We start from the raw sequence: 15,831 nt of genomic DNA, 5'->3' as shown, positions 1-15,831 counted from the left end.
ATGTTCTGCGAGCTGGTTCGGTAGGAAAATCTCCTTAATTGACTCGTAAGGTTACCGATCCCGAAAATCTCAAAAGAAATTAGTCAATTTTAATGGTTCTCTATAATGCATGACAGTACATAACAGTTTTGTAGTTAACACCACTTACATTAGCAATACCAATAAAACTTAAATCTAATACATATTTATGGGCGCATTGTTAGGTGTTATTTATCATTTCTTTGGAGGCTTTGCTTCGGGGAGTTTTTACATCCCTTATAAAAAGGTTAAAGGCTGGTCTTGGGAGAGCTACTGGATAGTAGGTGGGATTTTTTCATGGCTTATTGTGCCACCATTGGCTGCTTACTTAACCATTCCGGGTTTTGCCGATATCATTAAGGAAGCATCTGGAACTATTCTATTTTATACATTTTTGTTCGGTGCTCTTTGGGGAATTGGTGGCTTAACTTATGGTTTGGGTGTCCGATATTTAGGTGTTGCTTTAGGTAGCTCAATTATCTTGGGATTGTGTTCTGTGTTTGGAGCGTTAATTCCGTCTATCTTTTATGAATACTATCCAGAAGCGGGTAAAGACTCTATCAGCATGATTGCTGGCTCGCCTTGGGGGCAGTTGGTTTTATTGGGGCTGTTTATCTGTTTATTGGGGATTACAGTTTGCGCTGTTGCCGGTAGCATGAAAGATAAAGATTTGGGTCATGCCGAAAAAGACGCATCAAATACTGAGTTTAAAATTGGCTTAGGCTTATTTGTGGCCATTGTTTCGGGCGTTTTAAGTGCTTGTTTTGCTTTTGGGATTGACGCTGGCAAATCAATGGCTGATGTTGCAAACGTAGCTTGGAAAGCAGCCAATCCTGGTCAGGGTGAATTCCTATACCAAAACAACGTTACCTATATTATTATCATGTGGGGTGGTTTGTTAACCAACTTTGTGTGGTGTATGATTTTGAACGGCAGAAATAAAAGTTTTGGCGATTATACCAACAAAAAAACACCATTAACCAGAAATTATATTTTCTCTGCCATCGCTGGAACAACATGGTTTTTACAGTTCTTTTTCTACGGAATGGGCGAAAGCTTATTAGGCAACGGTGCGAGCTCATGGATTTTACATATGGCATTCATCATTTTAGTAGCAAATCTTTGGGGACTTGTTTTAAAGGAATGGAAAGGCGTACGTACCAAAACCTTAGGAACAGTAATCGCTGGGATCGTTATTATATTAATATCCATTCTGGTGGTAGGCTACGGAAACTCAATTAAATAAAAAATAAAAATCATTATCAAAATAATATGTCATTAAATAAATCTTCTTTTAAACACGTAAGCTATTTGTGGAACGAGGCTGAAGCAGCCAAACTTGCTGGAGATGAAGTAGCATTGTTAATATACCGTTCAAATTTGTTGGGTGCCGATTTAAGGTTAACAAATTACGGTGGAGGAAACACTTCTTGTAAAGCTATGGCAAAAGACCCTCTAACTGGTCAAGAAACTGAGGTTATGTGGATCAAAGGTTCGGGCGGAGATATTGGTACTTTAAAGAAAAGCGGTTTAGCGGCTTTGTATGTTGATAGGTTAAGGTCTTTAAAAAATGTTTATAGAGGCATTGATCATGAGGACGAAATGGTGGAATTGTTTAACCACTGTATCTACGATTTAGCTTCAAAAGCACCATCAATTGATACGCCTTTACACGGGTTTTTGCCGTTTGCTCATATAGATCATTTACATCCTGATGCGGCTATTGCTATTGCAGCAGCTAAAGACGGCGAAAAAATAACCAAAGAGCTTTTTAACGGAGCAATTGGATGGGTGCCTTGGCAAAAGCCAGGTTTCGATTTAGGGTTGCAGTTGAAAGAATGCTTGGATAAAAATCCTGGAATTAAAGGGATTATGTTGGGTTCACATGGCTTGTTTACTTGGGGCGATACAGCTTACGAAAGCTACATCAATACATTAGAAGTGGTTGAGAAATGTGCGGAATACTTAGAGCAGAGTTACGGTAAAAAAGGTCCTGTTTTTGGCGGACAAAAAATCCAAAGCTTAATAAAAGCAGATAGATTAATTAAAGCTGCTGATTTAGCACCGATATTAAGAGGCTTCTGTTCAAACGAACGCTCCATGATTGGTCATTTTACTGATGATGACCGCGTTTTAGAATACATCAATTCTAATGATTTGGAAAGGTTAGCACCAATGGGTACCAGCTGTCCAGATCACTTTTTAAGAACTAAAATTAGCCCTTTAGTATTAGATTTAGCTAAAGATGAAGATTTAAGTGATGTTGAAGCAATCAAAACCAAACTTGCACCAGCTTTTGAAGCTTACCGTAAAATGTATGCAGCTTATTATAATACCTGCAAGCATGATAACAGCCCTGCAATTAGAGATGCGAACCCGGTAATTATTATATACCCAGGTGTGGGAATGTTCTCTTTTGCGAAAGACAAACAAACCGCCCGTGTTGCTGCCGAATTTTATACCAATGCAATCAACGTAATGAAAGGATCTGAAGCAGTTTCTGAATACACTTCATTACCTCGTCAAGAAGCGTTTAATATTGAATATTGGTTGTTAGAAGAAGCAAAATTACAGCGTATGCCTAAGCCAAAAGCTTTGTCTGGTAGAGTCGCCATGATTACCGGCAGTGCTGGCGGAATTGGAAAATCGATTGCTAGAAAATTTGTGGAAGAAGGCGCTTGCGTAATTTTGAACGACATGAATGCGGAGCGTTTAGCAGAAGCGGGAGAGGAGTTTAAAAAAGATTTTGGTAATGACGTTTATACAACAGCAATTTTAGATGTAACCAGTCAGACTCAAATTGAAGAAGCAATAAAGATTGCCGCTTTGAGTTTTGGTGGTGTGGACATTATTGTAAATAACGCTGGTTTATCAATTTCAAAAACCATTGAAGGTCATAGCCAAAAAGATTGGGATTTATTATATGATGTATTGGTGAAAGGTCAGTTTTTAGTGACTCAAGCGGCTACAAAGTTGATGAAACAGCAAGATATGGGTGGTGATATCATTAATATTGTAAGTAAAAATGCTTTAGTTAGCGGTCCAAATAACGCAGGTTACGGAAGTGCGAAAGCGGCACAATTGCATTTAAGCAGATTAAATGCTGCCGAATTGGGTGAGGCTGGAATTAGAGTAAACGTAGTTAACCCAGATGCGGTAATCAGCGACAGCAATATTTGGGCAGGCGGATGGGCTGAAGGAAGAGCAAAAGCTTACGGAATTACCGTGGCAGAACTTCCTGCTTATTATGCAAAAAGAACATTGCTGAACAAAATCATCCTTCCGGTCGATATTGCAAACGCTTGTTTTGCGTTCACTGGTGGCTTATTGTCAAAATCAACAGGTAACATGCTGAACGTTGATGGCGGTGTAGCAATGGCTTTTGCGAGGTAAAAGCCTCACCTAACCTCTCCGAAGGAGAGGGATTATTGTGGGAATGTATTGTGGAAAGCAGTAGGACTGCTAACCACGCCGTCATGTCGAATGATAATGAGGCATCCCACAAAGCAGAGTGCACATATACCGAGATTTATTTGCAATGAACTCTGTTCTCGTACCTCGAAATGACGAGGTGCAATGATTAGAAATAAATATGAATTAACGAGGTTTAAAATATCCATCTTGTTAGGCTGAGCGGAGTCGAAGCTAAGTTCAACGATTCCGCTTAATTTGGCAATTTAGGATTTTGAAAAACCATCATCATAACAACCAATTATGAAATTAGACAAAAATGTAATTGTGGCGCACAACGAAAGTTTAGCAACAAAGCACAAAACAAAACTAGCTCACTTCTTAGAAGAAAATGAAGGCGCTAACACACATATTCAAAAGCTAAAAGATTTTCAAATTGGGATACCTAGCTGGGCTCTAGGTACTGGTGGAACTCGTTTCGGTCGTTTTTCTGGCGGTGGCGAGCCAAGTAATTTAGAAGAAAAAATGGCGGATATTGGTTTATTGCACCAATTGAACCAAAGCAGCGGAGCTATATCTTTGCACATTCCCTGGGATATCCCAGAAGATGCAGAAAAAATTATGGCTTTGGCAAAATCTTTAAATTTAAAGTTTGACGCCATTAATTCAAACACTTTCCAGGATCAGGCGAACCAAAAATACAGCTACAAATTCGGTTCCCTACAAAACGTTGATAAAAACGTAAGAGACCAAGCTGTTGCACATAATATTGAAGTGATTAAGCATGGCGAAGCTTTAGGTTCTAAATCCTTAACGGTTTGGTTGGCAGATGGATCTAGTTTTCCTGGTCAATTGAATTTTAGAGAAGCTTTTGAAAATACTTTAGCTAGCTTAAAAGAGATTTACGCTGCGTTGCCAGCAGATTGGAAAATGTTTGTAGAATACAAATCTAACGAACCTAACTTCTATTCAACTACGGTTGCAGATTGGGGTCAGTCTTTATTGTACGCCAATAAATTAGGTCCAAAAGCTTATACTTTGGTTGATTTAGGTCATCATTTACCAAATGCCAACATCGAACAAATTGTTTCTTTATTATTGATGGAAGGCAAGTTGGGCGGTTTCCACTTTAACGATTCAAAATATGGCGATGATGATTTAACAACAGGCGCTATCAAACCTTACCAATTATTCTTGATTTTCAACGAATTGGTAGATGGTATGGATCATGCCAAAATGAACCACGCCTCTGGTTTAGCGTGGATGATTGATGCATCGCATAACGTGAAAGATCCTTTAGAAGATTTGTTGCAATCTGTAGAAGCTATCATGATGGCGTATGCGCAGGCTCTATTGGTTGACAGAAAAGCATTAAAAGAAGCACAACAGAAAAATGATGTAAGTTTAGCACAAGAAATTTTGCAAGCAGCTTACCGTACAGATGTTCGTCCGTTAATTGCAGAAGCAAGGTTGCAGAGTGGTGGCGCATTAGAGCCAGTAAAATTATTTAGATCTGCTAAAGTTAGAGAAAGTCTAGTTGCAGAAAGAGGCTCAGAAACTAAAGCAACGGGACTGTAATTGATATTTGAGATTAAAGACAGGAGATTTGAGAGCCTTTGATGCTACCAAATCTCATGTTTTTATCTTTTACGTTAATAATAGAAAGAAGAAATTTTTTTATTTAAGAGACTTTTCACTACTCGTCGTCATGTCGAGGATACGAGACACCTCACAAGCAAATTCTACATATAGCATGTAACACCTATTTGTGAGATGTTTCACTATCGTTCAACATGACGACACCTCTTTAAAAAACTTATAATCATCTTAATATGCTGTACTCAATACTTATTAAACAAAAATGAAAACCCCTGTTATAGCCATATTTGATATTGGAAAAACCAATAAAAAGCTATTTTTATTTGATGAGGACTATAAGATAGTTTTTGAAAGAACGGCTAGGTTTATAGAAACCAAAGACGAGGATGGCGATACTTGCGAAAATTTGGAAAGTTTGAGGCTTTCTGTTTTTGACTCGTTACATGAAGTTTTAAGAAACAAACAATACGATATAAAGGCGATCAACTTCTCCACTTACGGAGCGAGTTTGGTTTATGTGGACGAAAATGGGAAACCTTTAGCACCACTTTATAATTACCTAAAAGAATATCCAGAAGCCTTAAAAAAGCAGTTCTACGATAGTTACGGTGGCGAAGAAAAAGTTGCTGTAAGCACTGCGTCACCAGTATTGGGTAGTTTAAATTCCGGAATGCAGTTTTACCGAGTTAAATACGAAAAGCCAGAATTATTCGATAAAATAAAGTACGCCCTGCACCTACCGCAGTATATGAGTTCGATTATTACCGGCGAAATGCACAGTGATATTACCAGTATTGGTTGCCATACTAATTTTTGGGATTTTGAAAAACAAGATTACCATGAATGGGTTTACGCCGAAGGTTTGATTGATAAACTGCCTCCGATTTTTCCGGGCGATGACGTAATGCACTCCACTTTTCCTAGCGAAAACTACTTAACAGGTGTTGGCCTACACGATAGTTCCGCAGCTTTAATTCCGTACATCGAAAGTTTTAAAGAACCTTTTATCTTGTTATCTACGGGTACTTGGTGTATTAGTTTAAATCCATTTAACAATCAACCGCTTACAAAAGCGGAGTTGGATAAAGATTGTCTTTGTTATTTATCATACCAAGCAAAGCCCATCAAAGCATCTCGTGTTTTTTCTGGCTTTGAGCATGAGCAAGAAGTAAAACGTATTGCGGAATATTTTGATACAAACGTAAGTAAATACAAAAGCACTAAGTTGTTGCTATCAATTATTAAACAATATTTGCCTAAAGATAAATTGGCTGATTATTTTGATACGCTAAATGATGGAGATTTGAAATTTACCGATAAGCAATTATCAGATTTTGCAGACGATGAAAAAGCCTACCACTATTTGATTTTCACACTCGTTTTCAAACAGTACAAATCAACCCAATTAGTATTAAAAAATACCTCGGTAAAAAGGATATTTGTAGATGGCGGTTTTTCAAAGAATCAGATTTTTATGAATTTGTTAGCAATGGTATTTCCAGATATCGAAGTTTATGCTGCCTCAATGGCACAGGCAACTGCTATGGGGGCAGCGGTGGCTATACACAAGCATTGGAACACTAAACCGCTCCCAACTGATATGATTGGTTTAAAATTGTTCGTTTCGCCAGTAAAAAATTAAAAGATGAAACAGCCTAACTTTATCATAAATTTTGGACGAAATTGAGGAGTCAGTATATTTTGACCAATCTATTTAACCAACGGATATTAATAGATGGTGTTTTTTTGGTCGGATAATTATCTAAAATAAATATTAAAGCCGTTCTCTAACTGGTAAATGTCGCCCACTGAATTTTTAAAAACATACTCATTTGAATAACCCTTTCGGTAAAGTTGGGTCATTTTAGAGATAAGCTGGGGGTCTTTTTTGTACAGGTAATAAATTAGGGCGTAAGAAACGGTGTACATGTAATTAATTCGGTTTTTATCCCGCCAACTCGCTTGATCTTTTAAAAATGCTTCTAAATTAAGTTTTTTTCCTCGCTGAAATTCTTTCATTTTTTCCAGACGATTATACTGAGAAACAATCTGGATATTAAACTGCTTTTCTTCTAAAGTTTCTAAAAACTCAGCTAAACCCTCGGTAAGCCATCTTGGGTAATACTTGGAGTTGTTTTTTAAAAAGGCATGGCTGAGTTCATGCAATATGGTGCTAAGGTTTTCGGTTCCTTCAAAATAAACGTACGACTGGTTAGTGCTGGGACTATAGAACCCGGATTCGGTTAAGCCTTTTATTCCGTGTTGCTCAAGTAATATTTTAAAATCCTTACGCTTATTGTACAGGTTTAAAGTTATTTTTAAGCTGTCATTAATCAGATTGTTGTATAAGCCGTTGAAAATTTTAGCTTCGAATGAAGCCATTCTGTGGATTTTGGCACTGTCTTCTGGTTTTAGCTCGAAGCCAACGGGATTAAAAGTTATTTTTTGGGCAAACCCAAATGTTAAGTAGAAACAGAATATAACTGTAAAGTATAACCTCATCTCAAATACAAGGTTAGCATAGATTTTTTAAAAGTGATTTCATCGGCGGATTTGGAGGTGTATTTAAAAATCTAATATATTAAAAAAGCCCAATCTTTTTTGGATTGGGCTCTTGAATTATTACAGCATTGCTATAAAATCATCGAATAGATATCTTGAGTCATGCGGACCTGGAGAAGATTCTGGATGATATTGCACAGAAAATGCGTTTCGGCCTTTCATTCTAATTCCCTCAATGGATTTATCATTTAAGTTGATATGGGTGATTTCGACCGTTTCAGAATTTCTAACGTCATCTTCAACTACACCAAAACCATGATTTTGAGAAGTTACTTCGCAATGATCTTTAATGATGTTCTTTACCGGGTGATTTAAGCCACGGTGGCCGTTAAACATTTTTTTAGTAGCAATTCCGTTAGCCAATGCTAATAACTGGTGACCTAAGCAAATCCCAAACATGGGTTTGTCAGATTTTAAAAGGTCTTTTACTGTTTCCAATGCATAAGGCATGGCCGATGGATCGCCAGGTCCATTAGATATAAAATATCCGTTTGGTGCCCATTTTTCCATTTCTGCAAACGTAGTTTTTGCGGGGAAAACTTTTGCATAAACTCCTCTTTCAGAGAAATTTCTCAAAATATTTTTCTTTACGCCCAAATCTAAAACAGCAACTTTTATTTTAGAGTTTTCATCACCAACAAAATAAGGTTCTTTAGTGCTCACCTTTGAAGAAAGCTCTAAGCCATCCATTGAAGGCACCAGAGCTAATTTTGCTTTTAGCTCTTCGATATCTAAAATCTCGGAAGAAATAATGGCATTCATTGCGCCTTTATCTCTAATATGTCTTACCAATTCCCGGGTATCAACATCAGAAATGCCTACTAAGTTTTCATCCTGAAAATAATCTTGGATAGATTGTTCTGCCTGTTTTCTGCTGAATGGGATGTTGAAATTTTTACAAACCAAACCAGCAATTTTAATAGCTCCAGACTCAGCTTCTTCATTGGTTACGCCATAATTTCCAATATGTGCATTGGTGGTCACCATAATTTGTCCGAAGTAAGATGGGTCAGTAAAAACCTCCTGATAGCCCGTCATGCCTGTGTTAAAACAGATTTCACCTGTAGTAGTTCCAATTTTTCCGGCTGCTTTGCCGTGGTAAACGGTTCCGTCTGCTAAAAGAAGTACTGCGGGTAATTTGGTGTAGTATGCGCTCATCTTAAAAATGTAATTTTTGTGTTGGTTGTATTGAAAAAAAGAAAAAATAAGGAAGATGCTTCCGTGGATGTAAGTGTAGGAAATAAGGAATTCTTATTGTTCATCTCGGGGTGCAAAACTATGATTTTTTAATGGAATATTTAATATGTTTTCTGATTTTTTAAATATAAGTACAATCATTTTTTAACTTTGTTAATTATCAATCATAAAAATCAACAGGTATGTCGGTACATAAGGAGCTTAAACGTATAACAACGCACAGTTTACAGGAGATGAAGAGTAGGGGCGAGAAGATTGCGATGCTCACCGCCTATGATTATTCTATGGCAACCGTAGTTGATGAAGGCGGTATCGACGCGATTTTAGTGGGCGACTCTGCATCGATGGTGATGGCAGGGCATGAAACCACCTTGCCAATTACGCTTGATCAAATGATTTACCATGCGTCGTCGGTAATTAGAGGTACAAAGCGAGCTTTGGTGGTAGTGGATTTACCTTTCGGTACTTATCAAGGTAATTCTAAAGAAGCCTTAAATTCTGCTATCCGCATTATGAAAGAATCTGGTGCTCATGCAGTGAAATTAGAAGGCGGTGGTGAAGTTGCCGAATCTATCGAACGTATTGTAGCAGCTGGCATCCCTGTAATGGGGCATCTGGGTTTAACACCACAATCTATCTATAAATTTGGTACCTATACTGTTAGAGCAAAGGAAGAAGCCGAAGCAGAGCGATTGAAAAAAGATATGCTCCGTATACAAGAAGCGGGTTGTTTTTCGATTGTGTTGGAAAAAATACCAGCTAAGCTTGCCGAAGAGGTTACTAAAAGTGTAATTATTCCAACTATTGGAATAGGTGCCGGTCAACACTGCGACGGACAGGTTTTGGTAGTAAATGATATGATTGGTTTAACTAAAGGTTTTTCTCCGAGGTTTTTACGTCAATATTTAGATATGTATAGCCAAATTAATGGAGCGGTGCAATCTTATATCAAAGATGTGAAAAGTGGCGATTTCCCTAACGAGAAGGAGCAGTATTAGGTAGTTTGTTAGGATTCCGTTAGGTGATTAGGGTTTAGGTGGGTAGATTGTTAGGTCTTGCCGATACGCCAAATGAGGAGTTCATTTGTTCATTAGTCATTAGGTTTTGCCAGGTGACTAACTCAGTTCATTATACTTATTCCTCATTAGGCTTTGTAGGCTAACTAAATCATTTCATTCATTACCCATTAGCCATTGCCGTTAGCAGGTAGCTCCCTCTCCTTCGGAGAGGGCTGGGGTGAGGCTTTCAAAAAATCAATATTCCTTTTCAAGCCCTCAAATTTTGTTCGTTTAACGGGCGATTTTCTAAAAACTTTCTGGAAAACTTCTGTGGTGATATCTTCCCAATCCTGCTTTTTCAAGTGCAATAAATCTGGGTGAGGTTGAAATTCTGGTACGTTGTTAGGTACTGCAAATCGGTTCCAAGGACAAACATCTTGGCAAACATCGCAACCAAACATCCAATTATCCATTTTTCCGCTAAATTCTGATGGCAATTGGTCTTTTAGTTCGATGGTAAGGTAAGAGATACACTTGCTGCCATCAACAATATAAGGACCAACGATAGCTTCGGTTGGGCAGGCATCAATACACTTTGTGCAACTTCCGCAATGGTCTGCAGTGAATGGCTGGTCTTCCTGTAAATCTAAATCAACAATCAATTCACCTAAAAAAAAGAAAGAACCGGTTTTTTTAGAAATCAAATTGGTATGCTTTCCTCGCCAACCCAAACCTGCTTTCTGTGCCCAAGCTTTATCAAGCACCGGTGCCGAATCTACAAAAGCTCTACCATTTACTTCGCCAATTTCTGCTTCAATAAACTGCATTAGAGTTTTTAGTTTATCCTTAAAAACAAAATGATAATCAGTTCCGTAAGCATATTTGGAAAGTTTGGGAGCGGTAGAGTCTTCCTGTTTAGCATCGCTGAAATAGTTCAGGCTAACGGAGATCACGCTTTTGGCATCATCAACCAGTAATCTGGGATCCAAGCGCATGTCAAAATGGTTATTCATATAATCCATTTTGCCATTGAAGCTGTTTTTTAGCCAGTTCTCCAACTTTGGGGCCTCCTCTTCCAAAAACGTAGCTTTAGAAATTCCGCAAAAAGCAAAGCCGAGTCGTTCTGCCTCGGCTTTAATTAATATTGCATTTTTTTCTCTAGCAGTGGTCATTTTTTGTCGTCCGAGCTTACAGTTCGTCTTTAAATAGTTTTAAAATACTGTCTGGATAAGTTAGTAAATAAGTGTTTATCCCGAGTTCGCCAGCAGGTTTCAAATGTTGCGGGCTATCGTCAATGAATAATGTTTCTTGTGGTTTTAATCCGTTTTCTGAAAGCACCTGTTCAAAAATCTCTACGTTTGGCTTGCGCTTTCCTACCAAATGCGAATAGTAAATCTTTTCAAAAAATCCGTCATTGCCATCTAATCCAAATTCTTTCTTCAAATACTTGGTGATAAAATTTAAATGGGTTTCGTTGATATTACTCAGCAAAAACGTACGATATTTGTTTTTTAGCTTAAGCAATAAGTCGTGATTTCCGTCCATTACGCCCACCAATAAAGAGTTCCACGCATCATCAATTTGCTGGTCGGTTAAATTTGGATTACTTACCAAAGCTCTAATTCCGTCTCTAAATTCAGCCGCTGTAATTTGCCCAGTTTCAAATTTATCAAAAATGGAGTGGTGCCCTTTATGTGCGAAAAAAGATTCTACATTTTGTACACCTAAATCTTCAAAAGCTTTTTGTGTGCGTTTAAAATCAATTTTAAAAATTACGTTTCCGTAGTCAAATATAATATTCTTGATGTTTCTATCCACTTGTTATTCCTCGGTTTTGATATAAAAAAAGCCATTTCAAAAATGAAATGGCTTGTAAATCGTGTGTAAAAAATTACTGCTTCGCAGCTTCTACCTCTCCTTTAACGTAAAGCATTTTTAAAGGAGTTTTTGAGTTCGAAGTAATTTTTACAAACTTGTTAAATGGTGCTGCAACCGCCGCATTATAAGTCAAAGTAATTGAGCCAGATTGGCCTTTTAAAACTGGTGTACCTTGTTTTGGTTCTACACTTGGTACAGTGCAACCACAAGTAGATTCTACTGCAGTAATAATAAGAGGCTCATCGCCTACGTTTGTGTATTTAAATACGAAAGAAACTGGCTTGCCTTGTACAATCTTGCCAAAGTCATGTGTTTCTTCGTTAAATTTAAATTCAGCTTTGTTATCTTGCATCGCTGTAAACGCAACGAAACCAATAATTACCGAACATAATAACAAAATCTTTTTCATCTCTTTTTAATTGTTTTTTAAAGGTGATGAAGCAATCATGTCCTTGTGCGCTTTGCCAAAACCCATGATGGTTTCATTTCTTATTGTTTGTTTAGTCAAATATAGCCAATTCAATACGGCAATCAAATTTTTTTAAACATAGGAACTTAGTTTCAGAGCAGAAATTATTTTGCTATTTTTGAATTTTGAGCCCGTAAATTAACATGATAAATACTAACTATAGACCAGAAGACGCTTACGAAACTTCAAATTTAACATTTGATGATTTCAAGAAAATGGTGGTCAATGATTACGATATAGCGTTTAGAAGCCGACAAGCTAGTATTTTAGGGAGAAGAGAGGTTTTGACGGGCAAAGCCAAATTTGGGATTTTTGGCGACGGGAAAGAAGTTGCGCAATTGGCCATGGCCAAGGTTTTTAAAAATGGCGACTGGAGAGCAGGTTATTACAGAGATCAGACATTTATGTTTGCTACCGGGATGACCTCTATCAAAGAAATGTACGCTCAACTGTATGCAACTCCAGATATTGAGAAGGAACCAGCATCCGTAGGGAGGCAAATGAATGCGCATTTTGCTACTCGCTCTTTAAATGAAGACGGTTCTTTTAAAAACTTGGTAGAAAAGAAAAATTCCTCTTCCGATATTTCGCCCACAGCTGGGCAAATGGCCAGGTTAGTTGGCTTGGCTTATGCTTCAAAACTCTATCGTCAAAATCCAGATCTTAAAGAATTTTCTGATTTTTCTGTAAACGGAAACGAAGTTGCTTTTGGTACTATTGGCAACGCTTCAACATCTGAAGGTGTTTTCTTTGAAGCGATAAACGCCGCTGGCGTTTTACAGATTCCAATGGCAATCTCTATCTGGGATGATAATTATGGTATTTCTGTACCTGCAAAGTATCAAACTACAAAAGAAGATATATCCGAAGTTTTAAAAGGGTTCCAGAGAGAAGAAGGAAAGCCTGGATTCGAAATTTTTAAAGTTAAAGGCTGGGATTACGTGGCTTTGTGCGAAACCTATGAACGAGCTATAAAAGTTTGTAGAGAAGAGCATGTGCCAGTTTTGATTCACGTAACTGAGCTAACCCAGCCTCTGGGGCACTCGAGTTCTGGTTCTCATGAAAGATACAAGTCTCAGGAACGTTTGGCTTGGGAAAAAGAGTATGATTGCTTAGCTAAAATGAGAGAATGGCTACTTTCGTCGGCCATTTTAAATGAAGATGAAATTTTAACTTTAGAAGATGAAGGCAAAAAGTTTGTAAAAACAAGCCTAAGAGAAGCATGGAGAGACTTAACCACGGTAATTAAGGAAGAGAAGCAGGAAGCTTTAGCATTGATAGATGCAGTTTCTGAGGATGTGGAGGCAGTGAAAAAGGTTTCCTTGATTTTAAAATCAGAGATTGATCCATTGCGCAAAGAAGTGATTTCTGCTGTGCGTAAAACACTCCGTTTAAGTCGTAATAATCCTTCTAAAAAAAGAACTGAACTGTTAGATTGGTATAAAAACCAGATTGGAGAAAATAATGAACGTTATAATACAAAGCTTTTTTCAGATACCCCAAAATCGCCTTTAAAGGTAGAAATTACTGCTCCGGTATACGGTGAGGAACGTAATATGGTAGATGGAAGAGAGTTATTAAACGCTTGTTTTGATGCTAATTTTGCCAAGAACCCACTTTTAGTTGCATTTGGCGAGGATTTAGGGAATATAGGCGACGTAAATCAAGGATTCGCCGGCTTACAAGCTAAATATGGCGAGCTACGGATTTCAGATACCGGAATTCGGGAGATGACCATTATGGGGCAAGGTATAGGTTTAGCCTTGCGGGGTTTTAGACCTATTGCCGAGATTCAATACGTAGACTATGTGGTTTTTGCCCTAAACGTACTTACCGATGATTTGGCCAGCTTGAGTTATAGAACAAAAGCCGGACAAAAAGCACCAATGATTATTAGAACGCGAGGTCATCGTTTAGAAGGTATATGGCATGCGGGCTCTCCGATAGGCATGCTGTTAAATTCGTTAAAAGGTATCCATTTGTGCTTACCCAGGAACATGACGCAAGCCGCAGGTATGTATAATACACTTTTGCAAGGCGACGAACCGGCCTTAGTTATAGAGTGCTTGAACGCATATCGTTTAAAAGAAAAAATGCCAGAAAACCCAGGTGATTTTACCGTTCCCTTAGGTAAAGTAGAGGTTTTAAGGACAGGTAAGGATTTAACAATCATTTCTTATGGTTCAACGCTAAAGTTGGTGATGGAAGCCTGTAAAGAGCTGGAAGATTATGGTGTGGATGTAGAAGTGATAGATGCGCAGACATTGATGCCATTTGATTTAGAGATGGACTGTCAGAAGTCGTTAGCGAAAACCAATAAGCTTTTGATTGTTGATGAAGATGTGCCGGGAGGTGCAAGCGCATTTATTTTGAGGGATGTGTTGGAAAGACAAAATGGCTATTTTTATTTAGATGCAAAACCAGAAACGATGACCGGAAAAGACCATCGTACGCCTTATGGTTCGGATGGTGACTACTTTAGTAAGCCTAGTGTTGATGATATTATTGAGAAAGTTTACGAAATTGTAAAGAACGCGAAGCCAAGTCAGTTTAAATCGATATTCTGATAATGAGAGATTTAGCTTTTGGCAAGTCCAATTTTTTTAAGAGAAAGCGTTAATAGAAAAAACAGCGTGGATTTTTTTTGTATTATTTAGAAAAAAACGCTAACATTGCATCCGCAAATCAGTGATGATTTCGGCACCTATAGCTCAGTTGGTTAGAGTAGAAGACTCATAATCTTTTGGTCCCTGGTTCGAGCCCAGGTGGGTGCACAAAAAAAGATAATCATTCTTTGAATGAAGATTTCATAGCTCAACTTTCTTGATTTATCGGGAAGAGCAAAGCTTAAAGTGTAGAAATAGTCGGATTTAGTGTTTGATTATTGATTGAAATTACGGTCGCATAGCTCAGCTGGATAGAGCAACTGCCTTCTAAGCAGTAGGTCTCAGGTTCGAATCCTGATGTGATCACAAAAAAAATCTTGTCTCAAAAAGATAAGAATTTTTTAACCAGGGAGGTGATCAAAAAATATTTCAACTTATTTTTTGAAAACAAGATTATAATCCCGAACATTGCAATCCCGAAAGGGCAAAGGCTTAAAAGCTTTTGAAATAACCAGAAATTCCTAAGTAGCTCAGCTGGTTAGAGCATCTGACTGTTAATCAGAGGGTCCCTGGTTCGAGTCCAGGCTTGGGAGCTAAATAAAGCCCTTCAAACATTGTTTGAAGGGCTTTATGTTTTTTACAGGTTTTCAGAAATAACTATTCATTTAAGCGATTTCGGTTGTTTTGTGTCCGCAATAATCCTGGTGGGTGATCTATTATAAAATTTTCGGAGAGGCTGGCTTTTGATTATTTCCTAGTAAAAAATAAGCCGACTAAATCAGTGGTTTAAAAAATCATAAAACCAAAAAAGCCGACTTTCGTCGGCTTTCGTGGGAGATACTGGGTTCGAACCAGTGACCCCCTGCTTGTAAGGCAGGTGCTCTGAACCAGCTGAGCTAATCTCCCTTTAGGCAATCTTAAACAATGTTTTGTCGTTGATTGGGATTGCAAAAGTAGAGTATAAATTCATATTTCCAAAAAATATTTCAAAAAAAAATAGATTATTTTTTAAAATTATACCAGTAGGTTTTTAACCTCCTATTTATCAGTTGATTATTTGATAATCTTTTTTTCTCCCATCGTATAAATCAAA

At 37.8% G+C, this 15,831-nt stretch carries 11 protein-coding genes and 4 tRNA genes; 9 read left to right on the top strand and 6 right to left on the bottom strand.

Annotated elements, in window-relative coordinates; all coding sequences use genetic code 11:
* The first annotated feature begins 187 nt into the window (after nucleotides 1–187).
* The 4 genes from rhaT to B176_RS0115000 all read left to right on the top strand — a co-directional run bounded on the left by rhaT (nucleotide 188) and on the right by B176_RS0115000 (nucleotide 6,670).
* On the top strand, nucleotides 188–1,264 hold the full coding sequence (rhaT, locus tag B176_RS0115015; RefSeq protein ID WP_017259650.1) for an L-rhamnose/proton symporter RhaT: 1,077 nt from the start codon (nucleotides 188–190) through the stop codon (nucleotides 1,262–1,264).
* 26 nt (nucleotides 1,265–1,290) lie between these two features.
* Nucleotides 1,291–3,411 (top strand): bifunctional rhamnulose-1-phosphate aldolase/short-chain dehydrogenase, encoded by a 2,121-nt coding sequence (locus tag B176_RS0115010; RefSeq protein WP_017259649.1) that lies wholly within the window; start codon nucleotides 1,291–1,293, stop codon nucleotides 3,409–3,411.
* Nucleotides 3,412–3,732: 321 nt separating this feature from the next.
* Nucleotides 3,733–5,007, top strand: a complete 1,275-nt coding sequence (locus B176_RS0115005; protein WP_017259648.1) for a sugar isomerase — start codon at nucleotides 3,733–3,735, stop codon at nucleotides 5,005–5,007.
* Nucleotides 5,008–5,290: 283 nt separating this feature from the next.
* Nucleotides 5,291–6,670, top strand: coding sequence for an FGGY-family carbohydrate kinase (locus B176_RS0115000; RefSeq protein WP_017259647.1), 1,380 nt, complete (start codon nucleotides 5,291–5,293; stop codon nucleotides 6,668–6,670).
* A 116-nt stretch (nucleotides 6,671–6,786) separates the two neighbouring features.
* Here the strand turns inward: B176_RS0115000 and B176_RS0114995 are convergent, their stop codons facing one another.
* Together B176_RS0114995 and carA are read right to left on the bottom strand one after the other, a co-directional pair.
* A complete protein-coding gene (locus B176_RS0114995) occupies nucleotides 6,787–7,410 on the bottom strand; it encodes a DUF1570 domain-containing protein (RefSeq protein WP_161603030.1) in 624 nt (207 codons plus the stop codon).
* A 240-nt stretch (nucleotides 7,411–7,650) separates the two neighbouring features.
* Nucleotides 7,651–8,748, bottom strand: coding sequence for a glutamine-hydrolyzing carbamoyl-phosphate synthase small subunit (gene carA, locus B176_RS0114990; RefSeq protein WP_017259645.1), 1,098 nt, complete (start codon nucleotides 8,746–8,748; stop codon nucleotides 7,651–7,653).
* A 221-nt stretch (nucleotides 8,749–8,969) separates the two neighbouring features.
* Here carA and panB point away from each other — a divergent pair, with 221 nt between their 5' ends.
* Nucleotides 8,970–9,785 (top strand): 3-methyl-2-oxobutanoate hydroxymethyltransferase, encoded by an 816-nt coding sequence (gene panB / locus B176_RS0114985; RefSeq protein WP_017259644.1) that lies wholly within the window; start codon nucleotides 8,970–8,972, stop codon nucleotides 9,783–9,785.
* A 188-nt stretch (nucleotides 9,786–9,973) separates the two neighbouring features.
* On the opposite strand, the gene queG is transcribed toward panB, so the two are convergent.
* The 3 genes from queG to B176_RS0114970 form a co-directional block, all read right to left on the bottom strand.
* The gene (queG, locus tag B176_RS0114980) at nucleotides 9,974–10,957 is read right to left on the bottom strand and encodes a tRNA epoxyqueuosine(34) reductase QueG (protein ID WP_017259643.1); all 984 of its coding nucleotides are present in this window, start codon (nucleotides 10,955–10,957) and stop codon (nucleotides 9,974–9,976) included.
* Nucleotides 10,958–10,973: 16 nt separating this feature from the next.
* Nucleotides 10,974–11,603 carry an HAD family hydrolase gene (locus B176_RS0114975; protein WP_017259642.1) on the bottom strand — a complete coding sequence of 210 codons (630 nt, stop codon included), beginning with the start codon at nucleotides 11,601–11,603 and terminating at the stop codon, nucleotides 10,974–10,976.
* Nucleotides 11,604–11,676: 73 nt separating this feature from the next.
* A complete protein-coding gene (locus tag B176_RS0114970; protein WP_017259641.1) occupies nucleotides 11,677–12,072 on the bottom strand; it encodes a DUF1573 domain-containing protein in 396 nt (131 codons plus the stop codon).
* Nucleotides 12,073–12,275: 203 nt separating this feature from the next.
* On the opposite strand from B176_RS0114970, the gene B176_RS0114965 reads away from it, so the two are divergent.
* The 4 genes from B176_RS0114965 (at nucleotide 12,276) to B176_RS0114950 (ending at nucleotide 15,331) form a co-directional block, all read left to right on the top strand.
* A complete protein-coding gene (locus B176_RS0114965) occupies nucleotides 12,276–14,699 on the top strand; it encodes an alpha-ketoacid dehydrogenase subunit alpha/beta (RefSeq protein WP_017259640.1) in 2,424 nt (807 codons plus the stop codon).
* Nucleotides 14,700–14,832: 133 nt separating this feature from the next.
* A tRNA-Ile gene (locus B176_RS0114960) sits at nucleotides 14,833–14,906 on the top strand.
* 124 nt (nucleotides 14,907–15,030) lie between these two features.
* Nucleotides 15,031–15,104: transfer RNA gene (locus B176_RS0114955), tRNA-Arg, on the top strand.
* 153 nt (nucleotides 15,105–15,257) lie between these two features.
* Nucleotides 15,258–15,331 (top strand) — tRNA-Asn (locus B176_RS0114950).
* 238 nt (nucleotides 15,332–15,569) lie between these two features.
* Here the strand turns inward: B176_RS0114950 and B176_RS0114945 are convergent.
* Nucleotides 15,570–15,644: transfer RNA gene (locus B176_RS0114945), tRNA-Val, on the bottom strand.
* Nucleotides 15,645–15,831: the final 187 nt, after the last annotated feature.

It is taken from the genome of Pedobacter arcticus A12, from assembly GCF_000302595.1.
GTDB lineage: Bacteria > Bacteroidota > Bacteroidia > Sphingobacteriales > Sphingobacteriaceae > Pseudopedobacter > Pseudopedobacter arcticus.
Note: the sequence above shows the minus strand (reverse complement) of the source record. Positions and strands in the feature narration are given on the sequence as shown.

Coding starts and splice junctions, on each gene's coding strand:
- carA (WP_017259645.1), bottom strand. CDS start 8,748: ATGAGCGCATACTACACCAAATTACCCGCAGTACTTCTTTTAGCAGAC.
- B176_RS0114970 (WP_017259641.1), bottom strand. CDS start 12,072: ATGAAAAAGATTTTGTTATTATGTTCGGTAATTATTGGTTTCGTTGCG.
- queG (WP_017259643.1), bottom strand. CDS start 10,957: ATGACCACTGCTAGAGAAAAAAATGCAATATTAATTAAAGCCGAGGCA.
- B176_RS0115010 (WP_017259649.1), top strand. CDS start 1,291: ATGTCATTAAATAAATCTTCTTTTAAACACGTAAGCTATTTGTGGAAC.
- B176_RS0115005 (WP_017259648.1), top strand. CDS start 3,733: ATGAAATTAGACAAAAATGTAATTGTGGCGCACAACGAAAGTTTAGCA.
- B176_RS0115000 (WP_017259647.1), top strand. CDS start 5,291: ATGAAAACCCCTGTTATAGCCATATTTGATATTGGAAAAACCAATAAA.
- rhaT (WP_017259650.1), top strand. CDS start 188: ATGGGCGCATTGTTAGGTGTTATTTATCATTTCTTTGGAGGCTTTGCT.
- B176_RS0114995 (WP_161603030.1), bottom strand. CDS start 7,410: ATGGCTTCATTCGAAGCTAAAATTTTCAACGGCTTATACAACAATCTG.
- panB (WP_017259644.1), top strand. CDS start 8,970: ATGTCGGTACATAAGGAGCTTAAACGTATAACAACGCACAGTTTACAG.
- B176_RS0114965 (WP_017259640.1), top strand. CDS start 12,276: ATGATAAATACTAACTATAGACCAGAAGACGCTTACGAAACTTCAAAT.